The following is a 20,367-nucleotide window of genomic DNA, read 5'->3' as shown; positions in this document are numbered from 1 at the left end:
TTGAATGGCGTCAGGCATTGGACCCCACACAGAAAGGGTTTACGCAATGGAGTCCGTTTAATGAAAAGACCCAATATTTTGCGCCCTCCACGAAGGAGTTTATGATCAATTACCGCGTGGCCAACATGGGTGCGTTGCTCGCGCAGTTAAAGCAGCAGGGCGTCGCGCCGGTCGACTCGGTACAGGCCTATGATTATGGCAAGTTTGTACACCTGATGGACCCGGAGGGCAATAAGATTGAATTGTGGGAGCCGGTCGATGCGGTGTACGACAAGATGGGGAAAGACATGGGCTACCCGACTACAAAGTAACCTTTTCCTAAGAACCGCCGTAGATCCTGTTGTACAGGTCGCGGTATTTTTCCAAAACGATCTTGCGTTTTAACTTCAGCGTGGGGGTGAGTTCGCCACCGTCAATAGACCATACATTGGGCGTGAGCTCAAAACGCTTGATCTGTTCCCAGTTGCCAAACTTTTTGTTGAGTTCGTCAACCTCCTCACCGATACGGCGGATCACGTCGGCATTTTCAGCAATTTCTTTATAGCTGCTTCCGATTTGGAGTTGGTGAATTTTGGCCCATTCCCGGACGAATTCAAAATTCGGCTGGATGAACGCGCCGGGCATTTTCTCCCCATCGCCCACGACCATGATCTGCTCGATAAAACGCGACTGCTTCATGGCATTTTCCAGCAGTTGCGGCGCGATGTACTTGCCGCCGGATGTCTTGAACATTTCTTTCTTGCGGTCAGTGATCTTCAGGAAGCCATCGGCATCGATCACACCGATGTCGCCGGTGTGGAAATAGCCGTCCTGCAATACTTCGGCGGTCTTTTCGGGATCTTTGTAATAACCCATCATCACATTCGGGCCTTTGCAAAGGATTTCGCCGTCGGCAGCGATCTTGACTTCGACATTGTCAATGACTTTCCCCACGGTTCCAATGCGGAAGCCATGGTTGCGCATGTCGTTCACCGCAATCACGGGAGACGTTTCGCTCAGGCCGTAGCCCTCCATCACATAGATTTCGGCCGCAGCGAAGATCCGCGCGAGGCGGGGCTGCAGCGCCGCACTTCCGGAAACCATCAGTTCGAGTTTGCCGCCCAGGCCTTCTTTCCATTTGCTGAAGATCAGCTTGCGCGCCATGGCGAGCTGGAACGTGTACCAGGGGCCATTCTGCCCATAAGGTTCGTATTTCAATCCGAGGTCAATCGCCCAGAAAAACAGTTTTTTCTTGATGCCGGTCAGCTCGCTACCTTTGGCATAAATGCGGTCGTATACTTTTTCGAGCAGCCTTGGGACGGCCGTAATTACCGTAGGGTGTGTCTCCTTGAGGTTGTCGACGAGTTTTTCAATCGACTCCGCAAAGTACACTGAAACACCATAGTACTGGTAAATGTACAGGATCATGCGCTCATAGATGTGGCAGATCGGCAGGAAGCTCAGCGCACGGCTTTGGCCTTCCTCAAACGGGATGCGCGGGGCACTGCCGAGTACATTCGACACGATATTGTTGTGCGACAGCATCACGCCTTTGGGTTTGCCGGTGGTTCCGGAGGTATAAATGATCGTGGCGAGGTCTTCGGACTGAATGGTTGCTTTGATTTGGTCGACTTCAGCCTGGTTGCTTTCGTCGCTGCCCAGTTCCAACAGCGTTTCCCAGTGGTCACAGCCGTCGATGTGGTCGAAGCAGAATACTTTCAGCAACGAAGGCACATTGTCCTTAATCGCATTGACTTTGCCGAGCACTTCAGGATCGGAAACGAAACAGTATTTGGCTTCCGAGTGGTTCAGGATGTATTCGTAGTCTTCTTCGGAAATCGTCGGATAGATCGGTACATTTTGTGCGGCGACCTGTAAAATACCGATGTCCATGATGTTCCATTCGGTGCGGTTGGATGACGAGATCACGGCAATCTTATCGTCTTTTTGTACGCCCATACGCAGCAATGCCCGCGAAATGGCATTGGCTTTGGAAATATACTCCCGTGTCGATGTGGCAACCCACTGCCCATTGTATTTGGTTACCAGTGCTTCTTTTAGATCGTGTTTTTCAAGCTGGTAATAGGGAAAGTCAAAAAGCCTGGTAATTGTCGTCATATCGGTCGGTATATTTGGCTGCAAATTAACGATTTTATGCAGAACGGCAAATTTTGTTTTGTCAGGCCCTTACAACGTGTTGGAATTACTTTTTGGCGAGCCTCGTCCGTACTTTGCTCAGGAACTCGGCCGAGATGCCAAGGTACGAGGCGATGTAGTGTTGCGCGACACGCTGTGGAATCGTAGGGTACTGTGCGACGAACTCGAGGTATTTTTCGGTCGCCGTCTTCGCAATGGTGTTGAACAGCCGGGCCTGGGTAACGGCGAGGCTGCGCATCATCAGGATGCGGAAGGCGCGCTCGAACTTCGGCGCTTTGGCAAAAAGCATTTCCTTGGTTTCCGGCGTGAATACCAGGAATTCGCAGTCTTCGAGCGTTTCGATGTACAACTGGCTCGGCTTGTCTTCATAGATACTGAACGAGGTATCGCTGACCCAGGCGTCCTCAATGGCAAACTGCAGGATGACCTCAAAGCCGTTCGCATCGATAAAATACTTGCGGATGCAGCCACTGACGACAAAAGCCTCGAAGTTGCATTTTTCGCCTTCGCGCAGCATGATGGTCTTTCGCGGCACTTTTCGGTATTCCAGCAGGCTGTGCATGGTATCGAGTTCTTCCTTGGAGAAGGTAACGTAACGTGAAATGGCGGCATCAATCTGCTCAAACATGTTTTTTTTCGTAAAGTAACAAAAATCTGCTGAATCGCGCACCACCTGCCACGGCGTTCATAAAAAAAGCCCGCTGGACACGGGCTTTGCTGTTTTTGTATGCGGTCGAAATAGGTTATGCTTTGATTGCGCCTAAAGTATACAGCTGCTCCATCGTAGGTGTCGGGCTTCCTCCGGCAGGCTCGAGGGTAATCCCGAATCCCTGCGGTGCCGCGGCACTGTCCACAGCGAACAGTTTGTAGTTGTTGGCTTTAAAGTCGGCAAGCAGACCGATGCTTGTAGGCACGAGCTGCGGACTCAACTGCAGTGCCCATACCTGGTATTCTTTTCCTTCCGGTGGTTCCGGCAATCCGCTTGCATCGACGTAAACGGCCTGTGTGGACTTGTTCCAATAGATCCTGGCTTTGGCTTCGGGTGCTACGGTTTGTCCACCAAGTGGTACGATGATGTTGTTTTCATCCCGAACCACGGCCAGCATGCTTTCAGTAGTTTTCGTTTTTTGCTCGAGCTGGTTCATGTCGCCTTTCATCCGGTTGTTTTCAGCGGACATGGTTGCGACCTGGTTTTGGGCAGAGGCATTCTCGTTGTAGAAGTAGTACGTACCCACGAGCAGCAGTATCGCCGCGGCCCATCCGATGTAGGCGCCGGCATTGCTGCGTTTCCTGATGTCGATCACGCCCGCATGTTTGTCAATCAGCTGTTTGCGGATGCGGTCAAAATTGGCGGCGGATAGGTAAGGGGACATGCTGAAGGACAGGCTGATCACGGCCTTCTCAATGGACAGGATCTCATCGCGGATATCCTGGTGCTTGGCGGCCATTTCGCTCACTTCCTTCATTTCGTCTTCATTTAGCGCCCCAAATACATAGAGCTCTAAAATTCCTGATTCAATATATGATGTATTTTCCATTTATACCTGTAAAAAGTTTCTCAAATCATTCATGCAGTTCCGGTTCTGGGTCTTGACGGTCCCCAGCGGGATTTCAAGCTCGTCAGAGGCTTCCTGTTGGGTGTAGCCTTTAAAGAAAAGCAGGTCGATGATCTGAATGCATTTCGGTTTCAATTTTTTGACGAATTCCTTGATACCAATCGTATCGATCCGGTTGGCCATCTTGTTGCTGTCGTCAAGTAGATGTACGAAATTATCTGCACTGAGGTTTTTCTGGCTGTTGTTAAAGCCCTTGGAACGCAGCTTGTCAATCGCGGTATTCCGTGCAATATTCAGGATCCAGGTGAAGAAGCGCCCTTTGCCTTCGTTATAGGTTTCAATGTTTTTCCAGATCTTTACAAATACCTCCTGGAGTACATCTTCGGCTTCTTCGCGGTCCTTTACAAGGTTGTAAATCACGCCGTAAAGGTTTTTCGAATACATGTCATACAGTAGGGTGAAAGCACGGTCGTCTTTTCTGAGGACCATGGGGAGTAATTCTTCCTGTGTCATTTGTGATGGATTAATGTTCTTACAAACATAGAAAATCGGCGTTACATAATAAAAGAAAGTTAATGTTTTCGTCGAAACATCGGCTGAAGAAATCATTTTGACGGTTAACCGCTGTTTTTTAGACGCGAAATTTTTATATGTTGGCGGATTTGAGTAATTTCCTCGAAAATTTTAAACAATGAAAAAAATAGCAATGCTCATCGGCTTTTCATGCCTGCTGTCGCCGGTTCGTATGCCAGCGCAGGAGAAAATGGCGCAGCCTGAATTAATCCAAACTGATATGAATGCGGAACCTGAGAAAAAGCCCAAAGTAAGTTTTTATGATTTTGTGGTAACCGATATTGACGGCAAGGAGTTTAAGTTCTCGACACTTAAGGGTAAGAAAGTCATGGTGGTGAATACTGCCTCAAAATGTGGCTATACCCCGCAGTACAAAGAATTGGAAGCGTTGTACCAGAAATACAAAGACATGAATTTTGTGGTTATTGGTTTTCCATCCAACGATTTTGGCGGGCAGGAGCCTGGGACCAATAAAGAAATCAGCACGTTTTGCCAGAAAAACTACGGGGTAACCTTCCCCATGATGGCGAAGGTGTCGGTGACCAATGAACAAAAGGCCCCGGTGTACCGTTACCTGACCGATGCGACGTTAAACCAATTTAAAACCACGACGGTAAAATGGAATTTCCAGAAATACCTGATCAGTGCTGACGGCAGGCTGGAGAAAATCCTGGAATCGGATGTCACGCCGATGGATCCAAAGATTACAAGCTGGATCGAAGCAGGAAATCCTGCCAGAAAATAATAAAGTAAAAGGGCCCTTACGGGCCCTTTTTTATACACTGTGTTTACTCTTTGATGTCCTGTTGGCCCATCATCATCAGGTAGGCTTTCAGGAATTCGTCAATTTCGCCATTCAGCACGCCATCGGTATCGCTGGTTTCATATCCGGTGCGTACGTCTTTCACGAGTTTGTACGGGTGCAAGACGTAGTTGCGGATTTGCGATCCCCATTCGATTTTCATCTTTTTGGCTTCGATTTCGTCCCGCAGCGCCTGCTTTTTCTTGAGCTCAATTTCGTACAGTTGTGATTTCAGCAACTGCATTGCCTTGGTCTTGTTGTCGAGCTGTGAGCGCGTCTCTGAATTCTCAATGATGATGCCTGTAGGATGGTGCCGAAGGCGTACTGCCGTCTCCACCTTATTGACATTCTGCCCACCAGCCCCGCTCGAACGCATGGTTTCCCATGAGATGTCGGAGGGGTTGATTTCGATTTCGATCGTATCGTCGGCCAGCGGATACACATATACGGATACAAAAGAAGTGTGGCGTTTCGCATTGCTGTCAAACGGCGAAATGCGCACGAGGCGGTGTACGCCATTTTCTCCTTTGAGGTATCCAAACGAGTAATCGCCTTCAAACTCGAGTGTGACCGTCTTGATTCCGGCGACCTCGCCACCCTGGAAGTTCAGTTCCTTGATTTTGTAGCCGTTCTTTTCGCCCCACATCATGTACATGCGCATCAGCATCTCCGCCCAGTCACAGCTTTCCGTACCTCCGGCGCCTGCGGTGATCTGTACGACGGCACTTAGCGAGTCGCCCTCATCAGACAGCATGTTTCGGAATTCGATATTTTCAATATGGGAATTGGCCTGGTCATACGCCTCATCGAGTTCGGTTTCAGAAAGCTCCCCTTCCTTAAAAAACTCGTAGGCGAGCTGTAACTCATCAGCCAGCTCGGTGGCTTTCTGGTAATCTTCGACCCATTTCTTTTTGGCCCTGAGGTTCTTAACGTAGATTTCGGCTTCTTTGGCATTGTTCCAAAAATCCGGAGCCAGTGTTTTCTCCTCTTCGTTTGTAATTTCGATTAGCTTGGCATCAACGTCAAAGATACCTCCTCAACGCACCAAGGCGCTCCACAATACCTTTTATTTGTTCGGTATTTGTCATAAATAGTTTAATTTTGTTTCCGCAAAAATAAGACATCCTTTCGAGAATATGGAAATAAATTTGGTCAGCGATACCGTTACAAAGCCTACCCCGGACATGCTCCGGTACATGTTTCAGGCTGCAGTAGGGGATGACGTATACAAACAGGACCCCACCGTGAACGCGCTCGAAGCAAAAGTGGCGGCGCTTTTCGGAAAAGAGGCGGCGATGTTTTTTCCATCCGGAACGATGGCAAACCAGACGGCGATTAAGCTGCACACACAGCCCGGCGAGCAGCTGATCGCTGACAAATGGGCACATGTGTTCAATTATGAAGGCGGGGGCGCTTCGTTTAATAGTGGTGTATCGTGCTGCCTGCTCGATGGCGACCGCGGCATGATCAATGCAGAACAGGTAGCCTCGGCGATCAACCCGCCGGAGTTTTATCACAGCCCGCTGACGAGCCTGGTGTGTGTAGAGAATACAACCAATAAAGGCGGTGGCGCCTGTTATGATATCAATGAGCTTGCCCGCATCAAACAGGTTTGTGCGGCCCACAACCTGAAGTTCCACCTTGATGGGGCGCGGTTGTGGAATGCGCTGGTGGTCACGCGGGAAAACCCGAAGGTATACGGACAATTGTTTGATACCATTTCGGTCTGCCTTTCAAAAGGGCTGGGTGCACCCATAGGCTCACTGCTTGTCGCAGACCAGGAAACAATCAACCGTGCGTTGCGCATCCGGAAAATCCTTGGTGGCGGGATGCGCCAGGTGGGGTATCTGGCCGCTGCCGGTATCTATGCACTGGACCACCATGTGGCACGGCTTGCTGATGACCACCGCAGGGCCAAAGAGCTCGGCGCGTTGCTGGAAACACTGCATTGGGTAGAAAAAGTAGAGCCTGTGGAAACCAATATCCTGATTTTCTCACTGAAAGCGGGTTTGAAGGAACACCAATTGGTTGCAGCCCTCAAAGAACGCAACATTGCGATCAGTTCGATGGGACACGGCAAACTGCGCATCGTCACACACCTCGACTACAAGGAGGTGATGCATGATTATGTGCGTGAAATCCTGTCTAAAATCAGTGTCCGCGTCTGACGGCTATTTGAAAAACTGGTCCATGCCGGGAAGGTTCGGCATACCGTCCTTTGCTGCTGAGGCCAGTTCTGCTTCGCTGATCTGTGTCGCTTTTACAATGGCATTGTTCATAACCATGATCAGGTAGTCTTCCAGTTGCTCTTTATCTTCGAGCAATTCGTCGTTGATTGCGATGGACCGGATGGTCCTGTTGGCAGTCATGGTTACTTTTAAAAGCCCGTCAGCGCTTTGTTCATCAATGAGTACCGTATCCAGTCGTTGCTTTGTTTCTGCTACTTTTTTCTGGGCTTCCTGCAGTTTGCCCATCATTCCCATCAGGTCTCCGAACATGTTGATAATTTTAAATAATTGTAAACGCAAAATTATTAAATTGCGGGTTACTATATAATACATTTCATGAAAAATATAACTGCAATGGTATGTGTTTCGCTTATTTTAGCAGTTTCATGCACTAAAAAAAGCAATCCAGAAATGACAGAAAAATTACCAGCCCCGGTAGCAAAAATAATCCCCAAACAACTTGAGAAATTCGGCGACGTCAGGACAGACAATTATTACTGGCTCAACGACCGTGACAATCCTGAAGTCATCGATTACCTGAAACAGGAAAATGAGTATTATGCGAGAATGACCGCCCACACAAAGGACTTCCAAAAGGACCTTTTCACAGAGATGAAGGCCAGGATTAAAGAAGACGACAGTTCTGTCCCGTATTTCTACAATGGCTATTTTTATATCACCCGCTACGAAACCGGTAAAGATTACCCTATTTATTCAAGGAAGAAAGGCAGCCTGGATGGGGCAGAGGAGGTATTGTTTGATTGCAATGTGCTCTCCAAAGGGCACAGTTATTTCCAATTGGGCGGCATGAGCATCAGTCCGGACAACCGGTTTGCGACTTTCGGTGTTGATGTCGTCGGACGCAGAATTTACACGATCCAGATAAAAGACCTGGGCAGTGGTGCCGTCATGCCCGACAAAATTGAAAATACGACGGGAAGTGCGGTTTGGGCGAATGACAACCAAACGATATTTTATACCCGTCAGGACAAAACAACCTTACGTTCAGACAAAGTGTACCGCCACAAATCGGGAACTGATGCTGCAAAAGACGTATTGGTCTATGATGAAAAGGACGACACTTTTTCTGTTGATGTGAGCAAAACCAAATCAAGGAAATACATTGTTATTGAGTGCGGAAGTACATTGACGACGGAATACCGCTTTTTGAGTGCAGACCATCCTGAAGCGGAGTTTAAGGTATTCCAGAAGCGGATTCGCGGGTTGGAGTACTCGATTTCGCACTACGGTAATGATTTTTACATCCGCACCAATGCGGATAAGGCAGAAAATTTTAAGCTGATGAAAACCCCGGAAACGGCGACGTCGAAAGACCATTGGAAAGAGGTGATTCCGCACCGCAAAGATGTCCTGCTCGAAGATGTAGAGATATTTAAGGATTTCCTGGTTGTGGAGGAGCGTTCGAACGGACTGACTAAAATCCAGATCAGGCCCTGGAGTGGGGAAGGAGCCTATTACCTGCCGTTTGAAAGCGAAACGTATACGGCCTATCCGGTGACGAACGTCGATTTCAACACGGACATCCTGCGTTACAGTTACCAATCGATGGCCACGCCTTCCTCGGTGATCGATTTCAACATGAAAACGAAGGCAAAAGAAGTGAAGAAGGAGCAGCAGGTGCTGGGCGGAACCTTTGACAAGCACAATTATACCGAAGAGCGGTTGTGGGCCACGGCGGGCGATGGTACAAAAATACCGATGTCGGTGGTGTATAAAAAAGGACTTAAAAAGAACGGCAGCAATCCAGTGCTGTTGTATGCATACGGGTCTTATGGCGCCTCGATGGATCCTTATTTCTCCTCGACGAGGCTGTCTTTACTGGACCGGGGTTTTGTGTACGTGATTGCGCACATCCGTGGTGGAGAAGAGCTTGGCAGGAACTGGTATGAAGACGGTAAGCTGCTGAAAAAGAAGAATACGTTTACCGACTTTATCGACTGTTCGAAATACCTGATTGCGGAAAAATACACCTCTGCAGCGCATTTGTACGCTGAGGGCGGTTCTGCAGGAGGCTTGTTGATGGGTGCGGTTGCGAACATGGCACCGGAATTGTATCACGGGATCATTGCACAGGTACCTTTTGTGGATGTGGTCACGACGATGCTTGACGATTCGATCCCACTGACGACAGGAGAATATGACGAATGGGGAAATCCAAACGAACAGGCTTATTATGAGTATATGAAATCGTATTCGCCCTATGATAACGTGGCGGCTAAAGCTTACCCTAATATGTATGTTTCTACGGGACTACACGACTCACAGGTGCAGTATTGGGAACCTGCAAAGTGGGTGGCTAAGCTGAGGGCGATGAAAACAGATCGGAACCTGTTGTTTCTGGACACAAACATGGATGCCGGACATGGTGGCGCTTCGGGCCGCTTTGAGGCGTTGAAGGAGCTGGCGAAGGAATTCAGTTTTTTATTAGATTTAGAAGGAATAAAAAGATAGTTTAAAATATTTTACTAAATTTGCAATGTTTTGAAGTCCGCAAAAATTGATTCCAAAACACGCCTTGACTAATTTATTTTATGAAAGAAGATATAAAAGCTTACGATAATGTTTTAGGTTTAATAGGAAATACACCTCTTATAAAACTCAACAAAATCACTGAATCTTTAACCGGGAATTTTTATGCTAAAGTAGAGGCATTTAATCCGGGACACTCAACAAAAGACAGGATCGCATTATACATTATCGAAGAAGCTGAAAAAAGAGGTATTCTTTCTCCAGGTGACACCATTATAGAAACCACTTCAGGAAATACAGGCTTTAGCCTTGCCATGGTAAGCATTATAAAAGGATACAGTTGTATCCTGGCGGTCAGTTCGAAGTCATCGAGAGACAAGATTGACATGCTCCGCAGCCTTGGTGCGAAGGTGTATGTTTGTCCGGCACACGTTTCTGCTGATGACGAGCGGTCTTACTACAACGTCGCAAAACGCCTTCATGAAGAAACCAAAGGTTCGGTTTACATCAACCAGTATTTCAACCAATTGAATATTGATGCCCATTATAAGTCTACTGGACCTGAAATCTGGGAGCAGACGAATGGCAAAATTACGCACCTTATTGCCTGTAGCGGAACAGGAGGTACGATTTCCGGTGCTGCAAAGTTCCTGAAAGAGAAAAATCCAAATATCCGTATCCTGGGCGTAGATGCCTTTGGGTCCGTGTTGAAAAAATACCACGAGACCAAGGAATTTGACTCGAACGAGATTTATCCTTACCGTATTGAAGGATTGGGCAAAAACCTGATTCCTACCGCTACTGATTTCGACGTAATCGATCATTTTATGAAAGTAACCGACGAAGAAAGCGCGCATACGACAAGGGAAATTGCGAAAAAGGAAGGCCTGTTCGTGGGGTATACTTCAGGTGCGGTGATGCAGGCCATCAAGCAGTATGCTGAAGAAGGCGAATTCGATGAAAACAGCAATGTTATTGCCATATTCCCGGATCATGGATCGCGTTACATGAGTAAAGTGTTTAGCGATGAATGGATGAATGAACAAGGCTTCTTTGACAGTGTGAATGCTGAAGAAGTGCAAAAGATAGAGTTTATTAAATAAGATGGCGCCTACTGCTTTTTAAAAGAAATATTGGGTATTTCCTTATTGATCGTTTTAAGTGGTAATTGCTGAATACAGACATACATCGTCCCCTTATAAATGCACAAACCCCGGAATCACTTCCGGGGTTTTTCGTTCTGTGTCAAACTACTAACTTTAACCGTATCAATACATTATTTTTTTTCGATACTTCCAGAACCAGAAACTTTGGTATCTTCTGCAGCGGGGTTTCCGCCATACTTGATGTCGCCTGAGCCTTCCACCCGGGCCATAATGGCTTTGGAAGCATACACGGACGCATCGCCTGAACCAGAGACATTGACTTTAACATTCTCGGATTCCAGCCTGATCGCTTCAAGATCGCCCGATCCAACCAGGTAAGCCTCGAAGTTTGAAGCCTTCCCTTCAAGCTTTAAATCTCCTGAGCCGTTTAGCGATGCTTTGACATTTTCTGCCCGAACATTTATTGTAATGTCCCCGGAACCCACTAATTCTACTTGTAAATTTGGCGTGTCGATATGGTCCTTTGTAACGATATCACCCGAGCCATTAAGGATGATCTGACGCATGGTATTGAAGGAAACTTCAATATGCACTTCGCCTTTTGCCTTGTATTTGCCTTCCATATAAATGTACAGGATGTCATTCTTTACCTCTGTTTTTAAATGATCGGTTACCTCTTTGCTGGCAGATACTGTGACACCTTCAGCCCCCTTTATTAGGGTTACATCCAAGGAACCGGTGACATTCAGGCCGGTGAAATGACCGGGGTTGCGCTTTTCCTGTGCCTGAATAACCATCGTGACGAACAATGCGGCTAGGATTTGGATTGTTTTTTTCATTTTAAATTTGTTTTTGATTAGAATTAATGATTGAAATACTTAAATTTTGGTCAGTTTTATGTTGCCGTAATCGGCGTTGATGCTCATTTTGTTTTTGCCGCTGCTTTTGTAAAAGCCTTTGTATAGTGCCGTGCTGACGCTTTCTTTCTTAGCCTGGAACGTTAGTCCGGGAGACTTCAGGTCGGTGTATTTCAGGCTGTAGTCGAAGTCAAAACTGTAGTCCTCATCATATTTAAGGTCGACGGTAGTGTAGGACAGATTTAATGCGATATTGTTTGCTCTCGCGGACACATTGCCAATAATTACCGTGCTGTAATCACTGTTGACCACCAGGTTGCCATCCAGCTTTCCTATTTTTATCTGGAGATAATCCCCCCGTAGCGTAAGGTTTGTCACAGACAATAGGTTCAGGTCTCCGTAATCGGCGTTATAAGTAACATTTTCAAACGCTTCAGAATCCAGATTGGAGTACTGTCCTTTGTAAGTGAGGTTAACGCCCTTTTTAAGTTTTAACCCCGAATACTGGCAGTCTACGACAACGTTTTTAGCATATCCAATGGCGGATTTGTCGCAGTATTTTAGTTTGATCGTATTGCTGTCTCCCTGCAGCTCTGCCACATTGATGTTTCCATAGTGGCATTCAATGGCACTGTTGGACAATATTTTATCGACAACAATGTTACCATACTGGTTGTTTAGGTCAATACTGCCCTTACGGGGGATTTTCACGGTATAATTGACCTGCATGTTGATATTGCCGGTTGACGATCCAAATACTGTCTTAGCAGCAATCCTTGCTTTCAATGGGTTGAACTCCACATCAATTGCATTTAGCCGTCTATTTACCACATCCTCATTTTTGCCTTCTACTGTAATAACGACATCGATCTGGATTTTGTCTTCCTCCCATGTCGTGACATAAATACTTCCGTATTTGTTGGTAATTTCAGCTGTTGCATCGGCATTGACATTATATGCCTTACTGATTTTCTTTTCCTTTTTTACTGGCAGCACTTCGGCCCTAGCGATGGGCATTTGCAATAGTAATACCAGTATGGTAAAACATTTAAAGATTTTGATATTCATGATGATTTGATTTTAACTTGTTGATGTTGTCAATTTGCTCGGATACTTTTTCCAAAAAGGAAATCCTGGTTTGAAGGTTTGTGATCATCGCATGGATAATTTGGCTGTTTTCGCCTTTCTCGGACAGCTCTGCCATTAGTTTGGTGTAGTCGCTGTCTAATTTTTTCAATTGCTGTAACGCATCATCTATAAGTGGTTTCGTTTCGGGCGAACTTTGTTTTTTCAGTTCGTCAAGTTCCTTGCAGATGATGTTACTAAAATACTGCTGCGTCTCCCGGTTTTGGGCAGACAAATGTACGGTGGCTTTATCATTTCCTGTCGGGATGTTCATCCAGATACCCAATAAAACTAAAATAGTAGCGGCAACCGAGAGTACACTGCCGTAAGGGAATCTCCTTTTGGCTTTCTTTTTGCCTTCCAACCGCTCCATGAAGCGTTGGTGGTGGCCTGTCGGCGGCTCCTCAGTGTCAAAATCTGTGGGAGTAAAGCCATATTTGTTGTGGTGTTCCATATTATATTTTGTCTATTTTCTGACGCAGGCTCTCTTTGGCACGGCTAATCAGGGTTCTGCAGTTGCCTGCGCTAATATTCATAATTTCACCAATTTCCTCCTGGTCGTATCCTTCTACGAAAAGCAATGTCAGGGCGATCCGGTAATTGTCCTTAAGCATTTTAATACACTCCAGGATTTGCTGTGCTTTTAGGCCCGCGAAGTCAAAACCTTCATCTTCCTGATCGTTATCAGGCACTTTATACAGGATGTCATCTACGGAAGACATTTGGTTCTTATTTATTTTTTTATAGTTGTCAATGCTGTGGTTGATGACAATCCGTTTTAACCAGGCCCCGAAAGTCACTTCTCCTTTAAAGGCATCGAGCTTTGTGAAGGCTTTTAAAAACGATTCCTGCATGATGTCCTCTGCCCAGTGGATGTCCTTGACAATCCGCAACGCGGTATTATACATCGTCTTGTAATAACGGTTGTATAATTCAAACTGCGCGGAACGGCTGTTCTCCTTGCACAGCCTGATCAGGTCATCGATATGGTTTCCGGTTTGTTCCAAACTTGGTTAGTAGCTTTTGGTTTAATGACTGTGCTTGTTTTCAGTTGTTACAGTTCACACGTTTTTTTTTCCAAATGTAATCATTAATGGCCTGTGTGTCGGTAATCTCATCAACACGCACAACCGCAAAACGGAGTCTGCACCAGCCTATGTATTAAACAAAAAACTCCGAAGTTTCCTCCGGAGTTTTCATTTTTATGTATTTTAATCGACCGTAATTGATACTATTCCTGCATCGTATGGTACACGTTCATCACGTCGTCATCTTCCTCGATTTTCTCAATCAGCTTCTCCACATCGGCGACCTGAGCTTCGGTGAGCTCCTTTGTGATCTGCGGAATCCGTTCAAAACCGGAGGATAGGATTTCAAGGCCCCTTCCTTCGAGTTCTTTCTGGATGGCACCAAAACTTTCAAATGGTGCGTAAATAAGAATGCCATCCTCATCGGCAAAAATTTCTTCGGCACCGAAATCAATAAACTCCAATTCCAGTTCCTCTACATCAATCCCTTCTGAAGGAATTCGGAAATTGCAGGTATGGTCAAACATAAATTCGACAGATCCCTGCGTCCCCATGGTACCATTACATTTGTTAAAATAACTGCGGATGTTTGCTACAGTTCGGTTGTTGTTGTCGGTCGCGGTTTCAATAAGCAGTGCAATGCCATGCGGTGCATATCCTTCAAATAAGACTTCTTTATAGTTTGCCGTATCTTTATCAGTTGCTTTTTTTATCGCACGCTCTACGTTTTCCTTAGGCATATTGGCTGCCTTGGCATTTTGAATGACGGCACGCAATCTTGAGTTGGCTTCAGGATTTGGCCCGCCTTCTTTAACAGCCATTACAATGTCTTTCCCGATTCTTGTGAATGCCTTGGCCATTGCGGACCAACGTTTCATTTTTCTGCCTTTTCTAAATTCGAAAGCTCTTCCCATAGTTGTATAATTTTCTTAACGCACGCAAAAATAATGTTTCTGCTTGTTTTTACAAATGATTTTTATCCTACCGGCACATGTTTTGCAACAAAATTGTCGGCGGTGATGTTCCAGTTCTCTATCGCACTGCTGCGATCGTTGTTATATTTGGTATTGATTTTGTTATAATTGTTTACGCCTTTGTTAAACTCTTCCACAAGTTTGTTGAAGCTATTGATATCTTCCTTTGTTTTCTGGCTGTCGGTTTTTGCATCCATAAGCTTTTTACTTTCCTCAAATTTCTGATTTAGCATCAGGAAGGCCGCAGCCTGTGTGGCATAATCAGTGGCTTCTTTTTTAGCAAATTCAAAATACTTTTTGGAAGCATTTACCAACATGGGATCATTCTTGTAAGGCTTAAAAATTTTCAGTTTTTCCAGTCCCTCGTCAGCATATAAAGAGAGCGCGTTTGCACTTTGCTGTATGGCATTGAGGTCCTTTTTCTCCAGGGCTTCCAGCATGGAACCCTCCGTAAAATTTACTTTGAAAAACAGCAGGTACAAATCGGTACGGTTGTCAAAAACTTCGTTAGAAGTTCTGATTTTTTGGCCTATGGCTGTCATTTCGCTGCTGATCCGGATATTGTATTTTTTAGCGAAAACATCCTGCGCCGCATTGATCTTGTCCACTTCGGAGCTAAATTTCTCATTGATCTTTTCCTGCATCATGATGTATGCCTCCATATAATCATAGGATTGTTCCGCTACTTCCTGCATGTCAATAATCGTTGCGTAATCTTCATTCACCATCTTTTCAGACATCGAAAGGTAAGCGATCATCTGGTCGCGGTATTCGACATCACCCTTGTAGCCGTCTTTAAGTGCCTGGATCTTTTTAGACGCGGACTGGATGGTCTTGAGTAATGCTTCCCGTGTATTGTTGATTTTACGCACGCGCTTGCTGTGTGCGGCCGCTTCCATGTATTTCCACGTCGACCTGGATATGTTGTCCGATTCTTTGCCAATATAATTCAGGTAGTCGACCGGCGTGTTGAATTGCTGTGCTTGGATAAGGAGTGTTCCCAGGAACAGGAACAACAGGGTACATTTAGCTTTCATTGTTTTGGTGGTTTAATTTCATTTTTGCAATCCGTTATAATCTTTGATGATATTGATTGCTTCCTCCAGGTACGGATTGCTTTTTACATCTTTCATGCGGTAATCACTGATTTCCTTTTCAAAGGCGTCGTTAGAGATCTTTCCTTTTTCGTATGAGGTGTTGCTGATGGACACGCCTGAAGGCTTTTCAGCCACCTCCTTGATCTTATTCCACAGCGGGTCGATTTCGTGAATATCTTTAAAAACGTCTGCGAATGTCAGCCTTATTGGACCGCGTGTTTTGTTGTACATGAGATTGATCTCACCGTCAAGTTGTTTCAACTCGTTAAACTTTACGCTGTTTTGTATACGGGATGTGCTCAGCGCGATGATTTTTTCTTTGTTCGGAATTAACATGGGTTGAAAGCGCGCTTTTGTGACAATCACGTCATTCGGCAGTGCAGTCTTGTAGCTGTCTTCCCGTTTGGTAACACTATCAAAAAGCATAGGGAGTTTGATGTCCGGTACTACACCTTTGATCTGGCCGCTTTCGCCGGTCACGCGGTAAAATTTTTCTGTCGTGAGTTTTACAAAGTCTTCATTTTTATTGTCCAAAGGCATGATGTTCTGCATGGTCGCTTTCCCTAATGAAGTGGCGCCAATAATAATCGCACGGTTGTAATCCTGCATCGCTGCTGAAAAGAACTCGCTCGCCGACGCAGAGTTGCCGTTGATCAGCACAACCAATGGTCCGGTATAAGCCATGCCACGGTTGCCATCCTTGAGCACATTCTGCTTTCCTTTGTTGTTGACCAATACGGAAACAGGTCCGATATCGACAAACATGCCTACCAGATTAATAGCCTCCTCCATCGAGCCGCCACCATTGTCTATAAGATCAATGACGATGCCTTCTACGTTATCATGCTGCAGTTTGATCACCTCTTTTACCACATCGTCAGCACAGCCATCGACAGTCCTACTCTCAAAATCAGAATAGAAATTGGGAATATTGATGTAACCGACTTTTGTGCCGTTTTTCTCAGCAATATAGCTGAACACGCTGTTTTCACTCGCTTTCATCACTTCTTTCCGGAGGTTCACTTCGACGATACTTCCGTTTTTCTTGCGAAGGGTAAGGTTAATTTCTTTATTGGAATCTGAAAAAATCATTTCCCCAATCATATCAAGCGAAGTACAGGAAACCCAATACTCCTGCCCGCGGTTATTGGCCACTTTGATGATGTTGTCGCCTTTTTCGAATTTCTCGCTTCGGGCGGCCGGACCACCGGGAACCACATCACCAACGATGATTTCCTCCTTTTCGTTAAGGCCGACATTGAGGCCCAAAGACAAATTGCTCGTTGACAGCGCCGAAAGAAAGCTGGACTTGGCGTCCATCGAAAAATAATTAGAATGTGGGTCAAAATAATTGCAGAATAGGTCCAGTAAAAAAGTCTGGAGTTGGTATTCAATGCCTTTTGAATCCTCTAATATGGTCGTCACCTTACATAAATTGCTCTCAATCATCTTGTCTTTTGATAATTTTTCGAGCGCAGTGAAGTGCTGCTTTAACGAATCGCCGTTTTTACTGAGTTTGGCAATGTCATCGAGAATCTCAAACCGCAGGCGCTTCTTCCAGACGCGGTCAAAATCGCCTTCGACAAGATCAAATTCGAAGTTTTTTTTGCTGAATTTCACGCTGTCTTTCGAATTGTAATCGAAATTTACGGCTTTCATCGATTCAATGATTTTCCTCTTTCGGAGCAGCGCGGTTTTCCAGGTGCTCGTAAAATCGTCAAGGAACGCACAGTCGTTGGCGTTCAGGTAATCATCAATTCGGGTTTTATGCACCAACAGTTTCTGGTATTCTTCTTTTGTGAAAATATTACGGCCGATGTCGAGCCGGTTCATCATTTCATCAAAAACATAAGCCGAAAGACTGTCGTCAATCGGCTTTGGCTTGTAATGCTCGCTTTGTACGAGCTTGTTTATTTTAGAAAGTAACTCACAGGCTTTGCCGCTGTCCTGCGCGAACAACGATACGGAACATAACAGCAAAACAGGTAACAGTCTTTTCATCAATTACTTTTTGTAAAAGGGCATTTTTACCACTTTCGCAGGGACATCATTTTTCCTGATCCGGATATAGATTTCACTATCGACCGCGCTATGTGACGAGGTGACATACCCCATTCCAATTCCTTTGTTTAGTGAAGGCGCCATGGTTCCCGAAGTAACCTGGCCAATCACAGCACCTTCCTTATCTACAATTTCGTAATCCTGTCTGGGAACACCCCGCTCCAGCAATTCAAACCCGACAAGCTTGCGGTGTACACCATTTTCCTTTTGCTTTTTTAGGTTTTCTGAATTCGTAAAATCCTTCGTAAACTTTGTAATCCATCCCAATCCGGCTTCCAGAGGCGATGTGGTATCGTTAATATCATTTCCATATAAACAAAAGCCCATCTCGAGGCGCAATGTATCTCGTGCCGCCAAACCAATCGGCTTGATCCCAAAAGCGGCACCAGCTTCAAACACTTTGTTCCAAAGCGATTCTACCTGGTCGTTTTTGCAGTAAATCTCAAAACCACCCGAACCTGTGTATCCCGTTGCTGAAATGATCACATCATCAAACCCAGCAAACGCACCAACTACAAAATGATAATAGGCTATATCCGAAAGATTTACAGTAGTCAATGACTGCATTGCTTCAACTGCTTTTGACCCTTGGATTGCGAGTAAGGAGTAATCATCTGAAAGGTTTTTCATGTCTACTCCGAGGTCGTTATGCGACGAAATCCAGTCCCAATCCTTGTCAATGTTCGACGCGTTGACCACCAGTAAATATTCGCCCTCTTTCATCATATAGACAATCAGGTCGTCGACGATACCGCCGTCATTGTTTGGCAAACAAGAGTATTGTGCCCGTCCCGGCGTGAGCACAGCGGCATCATTTGAAGTGACTTTTTGGATCAGTGTAAGTGCATTCGGTCCAGAAAGCAGGAATTCGCCCATGTGTGAAACATCAAATACACCCACACCGGTGCGCACGGTTTCATGTTCAGCATTAACGCCTTCATATAAAATAGGCATATTGTAACCTGCAAAAGGAAGCATCTTTGCTCCAAGGCTTTCGTGGACGTGTGTCAACGCGGTATTTTTCATTCTGGTTTTTATAAAAGTTTGTCCGCTAATGTATTATTTTTTATTGATTTCATAAAATTTTACCGCTGTCGTTATCAAAATATTTACATGGGTTTTTCAGGGTTTTCCTGAAATAAGAATATTTTATTTCGCGGCAAATTTCCGCTCTTGGTTTTATCTTTTTTCTTCGAAAAAGAGGAAAAAGGATACCGCCCCTCCCGAAGCTTCGGAAGGGGCCTCTCCGTATTACATTCAGGTGTCGTCGATTTTATTTATATTTAAGGTATGAAAACGACTAAAATAGACCGCGGACAAATTCTCACGCGGTACAAGCCCATGGAATCCTCGGCACACAAAGGAACACAGGGCCACGCTTTAATCATCGCGGGAAGCTATGGGAAAATGGGCGCAGCCTGCCTCGCCACAAAAGCGGCACTGAAATCGGGATGTGGATTGGTGACCGCTTTTATTCCGCGTTGTGGTTACGAAATTCTCCAAATCAGTGTGCCTGAGGCAATGGTGGTTACCGATGAGAAAAGGAGTCACTTGTCCGATATCAAATTTTCGGTCGCGCCACAAGCGATCGGCATTGGGCCGGGAATAGGGCAGGAGCCGGAAACGAAGAAGGCGTTTGCTAAATTCCTAAAAACGAATACATCACCGTTGGTCATTGATGCAGATGGCTTAAATATACTGGCGGCGAACCCCAGCCAATTGCAGTGGCTTATGTCAGGCTGCATCCTGACTCCTCATCCGAAAGAACTGGAACGCCTCCTTGGAAAATGGGATTCTGAAAAACAAAAGTTAGCGTTGGCGGTCCGTTTTTCAACGGAATATAAAGTGTTAATAGTGATGAAAGGCGCACCAACTTATATTGTGGACCAGGACAATATTTATGAAAACACAACGGGTAACGCGGCGTTGGCTACTGGGGGAAGCGGAGATGTACTGACTGGAATAATTACATCACTACTGGCTCAGGGATATGACGCTGTGTCGGCGGCGATCTTAGGGGTATACCTTCATGGTCTTACTGCTGATATTGCCGCCCCTGATATCTCACAGGAAGCTTTTATGGCGTCAGACATCATCAATAATTTGGGGAGAGCCTTTGTAAATATCCAGCAACCAATCGCTTAAGGTTAAAAAAAATCTAATTTTTTGATTTTAAAGTTTGTTATCCGAATAAAATGTTGTAGATTTATTTTGTAGCAATGATTGATTATAAGAAAGTTACGCGCGTAATGGATTTTTCCTGAAGCAATGTTTTTTCTTGCCGCAAAGTACTGTCAACGTAGAAAGCGGGTTGATCACCTCACTATAAGAGAG

The 20,367-nt window shown here is 45.6% G+C and carries 20 protein-coding genes; 6 read left to right on the top strand and 14 right to left on the bottom strand.

From position 1 onward, the window contains the following. The coding region (locus CFE23_RS11200) for a VOC family protein (RefSeq protein WP_291087960.1) at positions 1–311 on the top strand (311 nt) is incomplete at its 5' end. Positions 312–318: 7 nt separating this feature from the next. On the opposite strand, the gene CFE23_RS11195 is transcribed toward CFE23_RS11200, so the two are convergent. The 4 genes from CFE23_RS11195 to CFE23_RS11180 form a co-directional block, all read right to left on the bottom strand. Next, the gene (locus CFE23_RS11195; RefSeq protein WP_291087957.1) at positions 319–2,097 is read right to left on the bottom strand and encodes a long-chain fatty acid--CoA ligase; all 1,779 of its coding nucleotides are present in this window, start codon (positions 2,095–2,097) and stop codon (positions 319–321) included. A gap of 85 nt (positions 2,098–2,182) precedes the next feature. Further along, the gene (locus tag CFE23_RS11190; protein WP_291087955.1) at positions 2,183–2,806 is read right to left on the bottom strand and encodes a Crp/Fnr family transcriptional regulator; all 624 of its coding nucleotides are present in this window, start codon (positions 2,804–2,806) and stop codon (positions 2,183–2,185) included. Between the two features lie 73 nt (positions 2,807–2,879). Beyond that, positions 2,880–3,674, bottom strand: coding sequence for an anti-sigma factor (locus CFE23_RS11185; protein ID WP_291087952.1), 795 nt, complete (start codon positions 3,672–3,674; stop codon positions 2,880–2,882). After that, positions 3,675–4,205 carry an RNA polymerase sigma factor gene (locus CFE23_RS11180; RefSeq protein WP_291087975.1) on the bottom strand — a complete coding sequence of 177 codons (531 nt, stop codon included), beginning with the start codon at positions 4,203–4,205 and terminating at the stop codon, positions 3,675–3,677. A 280-nt stretch (positions 4,206–4,485) separates the two neighbouring features. Between CFE23_RS11180 and CFE23_RS11175 the strand changes: the two genes are divergently transcribed. Further along, positions 4,486–5,010 (top strand): glutathione peroxidase, encoded by a 525-nt coding sequence (locus CFE23_RS11175; RefSeq protein WP_291087971.1) that lies wholly within the window; start codon positions 4,486–4,488, stop codon positions 5,008–5,010. 43 nt (positions 5,011–5,053) lie between these two features. On the opposite strand, the gene prfB is transcribed toward CFE23_RS11175, so the two are convergent. After that, positions 5,054–6,155, bottom strand: a protein-coding gene (gene prfB / locus CFE23_RS11170; RefSeq protein ID WP_291087949.1) for a peptide chain release factor 2 whose coding sequence is annotated in 2 segments (ribosomal slippage) — positions 5,054–6,091 and positions 6,093–6,155 — 1,101 coding nt in all. Because the reading frame shifts where the segments join, the coding sequence is not laid out codon by codon here. A 48-nt stretch (positions 6,156–6,203) separates the two neighbouring features. Between prfB and CFE23_RS11165 the strand changes: the two genes are divergently transcribed. Then, positions 6,204–7,235 carry a GntG family PLP-dependent aldolase gene (locus tag CFE23_RS11165; RefSeq protein ID WP_291087946.1) on the top strand — a complete coding sequence of 344 codons (1,032 nt, stop codon included), beginning with the start codon at positions 6,204–6,206 and terminating at the stop codon, positions 7,233–7,235. A 3-nt stretch (positions 7,236–7,238) separates the two neighbouring features. Here CFE23_RS11165 and CFE23_RS11160 read toward each other — a convergent pair whose 3' ends face one another. Next, positions 7,239–7,565 (bottom strand): YbaB/EbfC family nucleoid-associated protein, encoded by a 327-nt coding sequence (locus CFE23_RS11160; protein ID WP_291087944.1) that lies wholly within the window; start codon positions 7,563–7,565, stop codon positions 7,239–7,241. Between the two features lie 141 nt (positions 7,566–7,706). On the opposite strand from CFE23_RS11160, the gene CFE23_RS11155 reads away from it, so the two are divergent. Further along, positions 7,707–9,767 (top strand): S9 family peptidase, encoded by a 2,061-nt coding sequence (locus CFE23_RS11155; RefSeq protein WP_291087941.1) that lies wholly within the window; start codon positions 7,707–7,709, stop codon positions 9,765–9,767. An 80-nt stretch (positions 9,768–9,847) separates the two neighbouring features. Continuing rightward, complete coding sequence (locus tag CFE23_RS11150) at positions 9,848–10,888, top strand: cysteine synthase family protein (protein ID WP_291087939.1); 1,041 nt, start codon at positions 9,848–9,850, stop codon at positions 10,886–10,888. Between the two features lie 173 nt (positions 10,889–11,061). On the opposite strand, the gene CFE23_RS11145 is transcribed toward CFE23_RS11150, so the two are convergent. The 8 genes from CFE23_RS11145 to gcvT all read right to left on the bottom strand — a co-directional run bounded on the left by CFE23_RS11145 (position 11,062) and on the right by gcvT (position 19,059). Then, on the bottom strand, positions 11,062–11,730 hold the full coding sequence (locus tag CFE23_RS11145; RefSeq protein ID WP_291087936.1) for a head GIN domain-containing protein: 669 nt from the start codon (positions 11,728–11,730) through the stop codon (positions 11,062–11,064). Between the two features lie 39 nt (positions 11,731–11,769). Then, positions 11,770–12,816: a hypothetical protein gene (locus CFE23_RS11140; protein WP_291087933.1), complete on the bottom strand. Its 1,047-nt coding sequence runs from the start codon at positions 12,814–12,816 to the stop codon at positions 11,770–11,772. Next, positions 12,797–13,327, bottom strand: coding sequence for an anti-sigma factor (locus CFE23_RS11135; RefSeq protein WP_291087930.1), 531 nt, complete (start codon positions 13,325–13,327; stop codon positions 12,797–12,799). The genes CFE23_RS11140 and CFE23_RS11135 overlap by 20 nt, the downstream gene beginning before the upstream one ends. Before the next feature lies 1 nt (position 13,328). Continuing rightward, positions 13,329–13,880 carry an RNA polymerase sigma factor gene (locus tag CFE23_RS11130; RefSeq protein WP_291087927.1) on the bottom strand — a complete coding sequence of 184 codons (552 nt, stop codon included), beginning with the start codon at positions 13,878–13,880 and terminating at the stop codon, positions 13,329–13,331. A 224-nt stretch (positions 13,881–14,104) separates the two neighbouring features. Beyond that, a complete protein-coding gene (locus CFE23_RS11125; protein WP_291087925.1) occupies positions 14,105–14,815 on the bottom strand; it encodes a YebC/PmpR family DNA-binding transcriptional regulator in 711 nt (236 codons plus the stop codon). 62 nt (positions 14,816–14,877) lie between these two features. Beyond that, a complete protein-coding gene (locus tag CFE23_RS11120; RefSeq protein WP_291087922.1) occupies positions 14,878–15,912 on the bottom strand; it encodes a hypothetical protein in 1,035 nt (344 codons plus the stop codon). Between the two features lie 18 nt (positions 15,913–15,930). Continuing rightward, the gene (locus CFE23_RS11115; RefSeq protein WP_291087919.1) at positions 15,931–17,973 is read right to left on the bottom strand and encodes a carboxy terminal-processing peptidase; all 2,043 of its coding nucleotides are present in this window, start codon (positions 17,971–17,973) and stop codon (positions 15,931–15,933) included. A gap of 3 nt (positions 17,974–17,976) precedes the next feature. Further along, a complete protein-coding gene (gene gcvT, locus CFE23_RS11110) occupies positions 17,977–19,059 on the bottom strand; it encodes a glycine cleavage system aminomethyltransferase GcvT (RefSeq protein ID WP_291087916.1) in 1,083 nt (360 codons plus the stop codon). A 264-nt stretch (positions 19,060–19,323) separates the two neighbouring features. Between gcvT and CFE23_RS11105 the strand changes: the two genes are divergently transcribed. Then, positions 19,324–20,178 carry an NAD(P)H-hydrate dehydratase gene (locus tag CFE23_RS11105; protein WP_291087913.1) on the top strand — a complete coding sequence of 285 codons (855 nt, stop codon included), beginning with the start codon at positions 19,324–19,326 and terminating at the stop codon, positions 20,176–20,178. The last annotated feature ends 189 nt before the right edge of the window (positions 20,179–20,367 follow it).

Origin of the sequence: Flavobacterium sp. BFFFF1, assembly GCF_002256285.1 — a bacterium.
GTDB lineage: Bacteria > Bacteroidota > Bacteroidia > Flavobacteriales > Flavobacteriaceae > Flavobacterium.
Note: the sequence above shows the minus strand (reverse complement) of the source record. Positions and strands in the feature narration are given on the sequence as shown.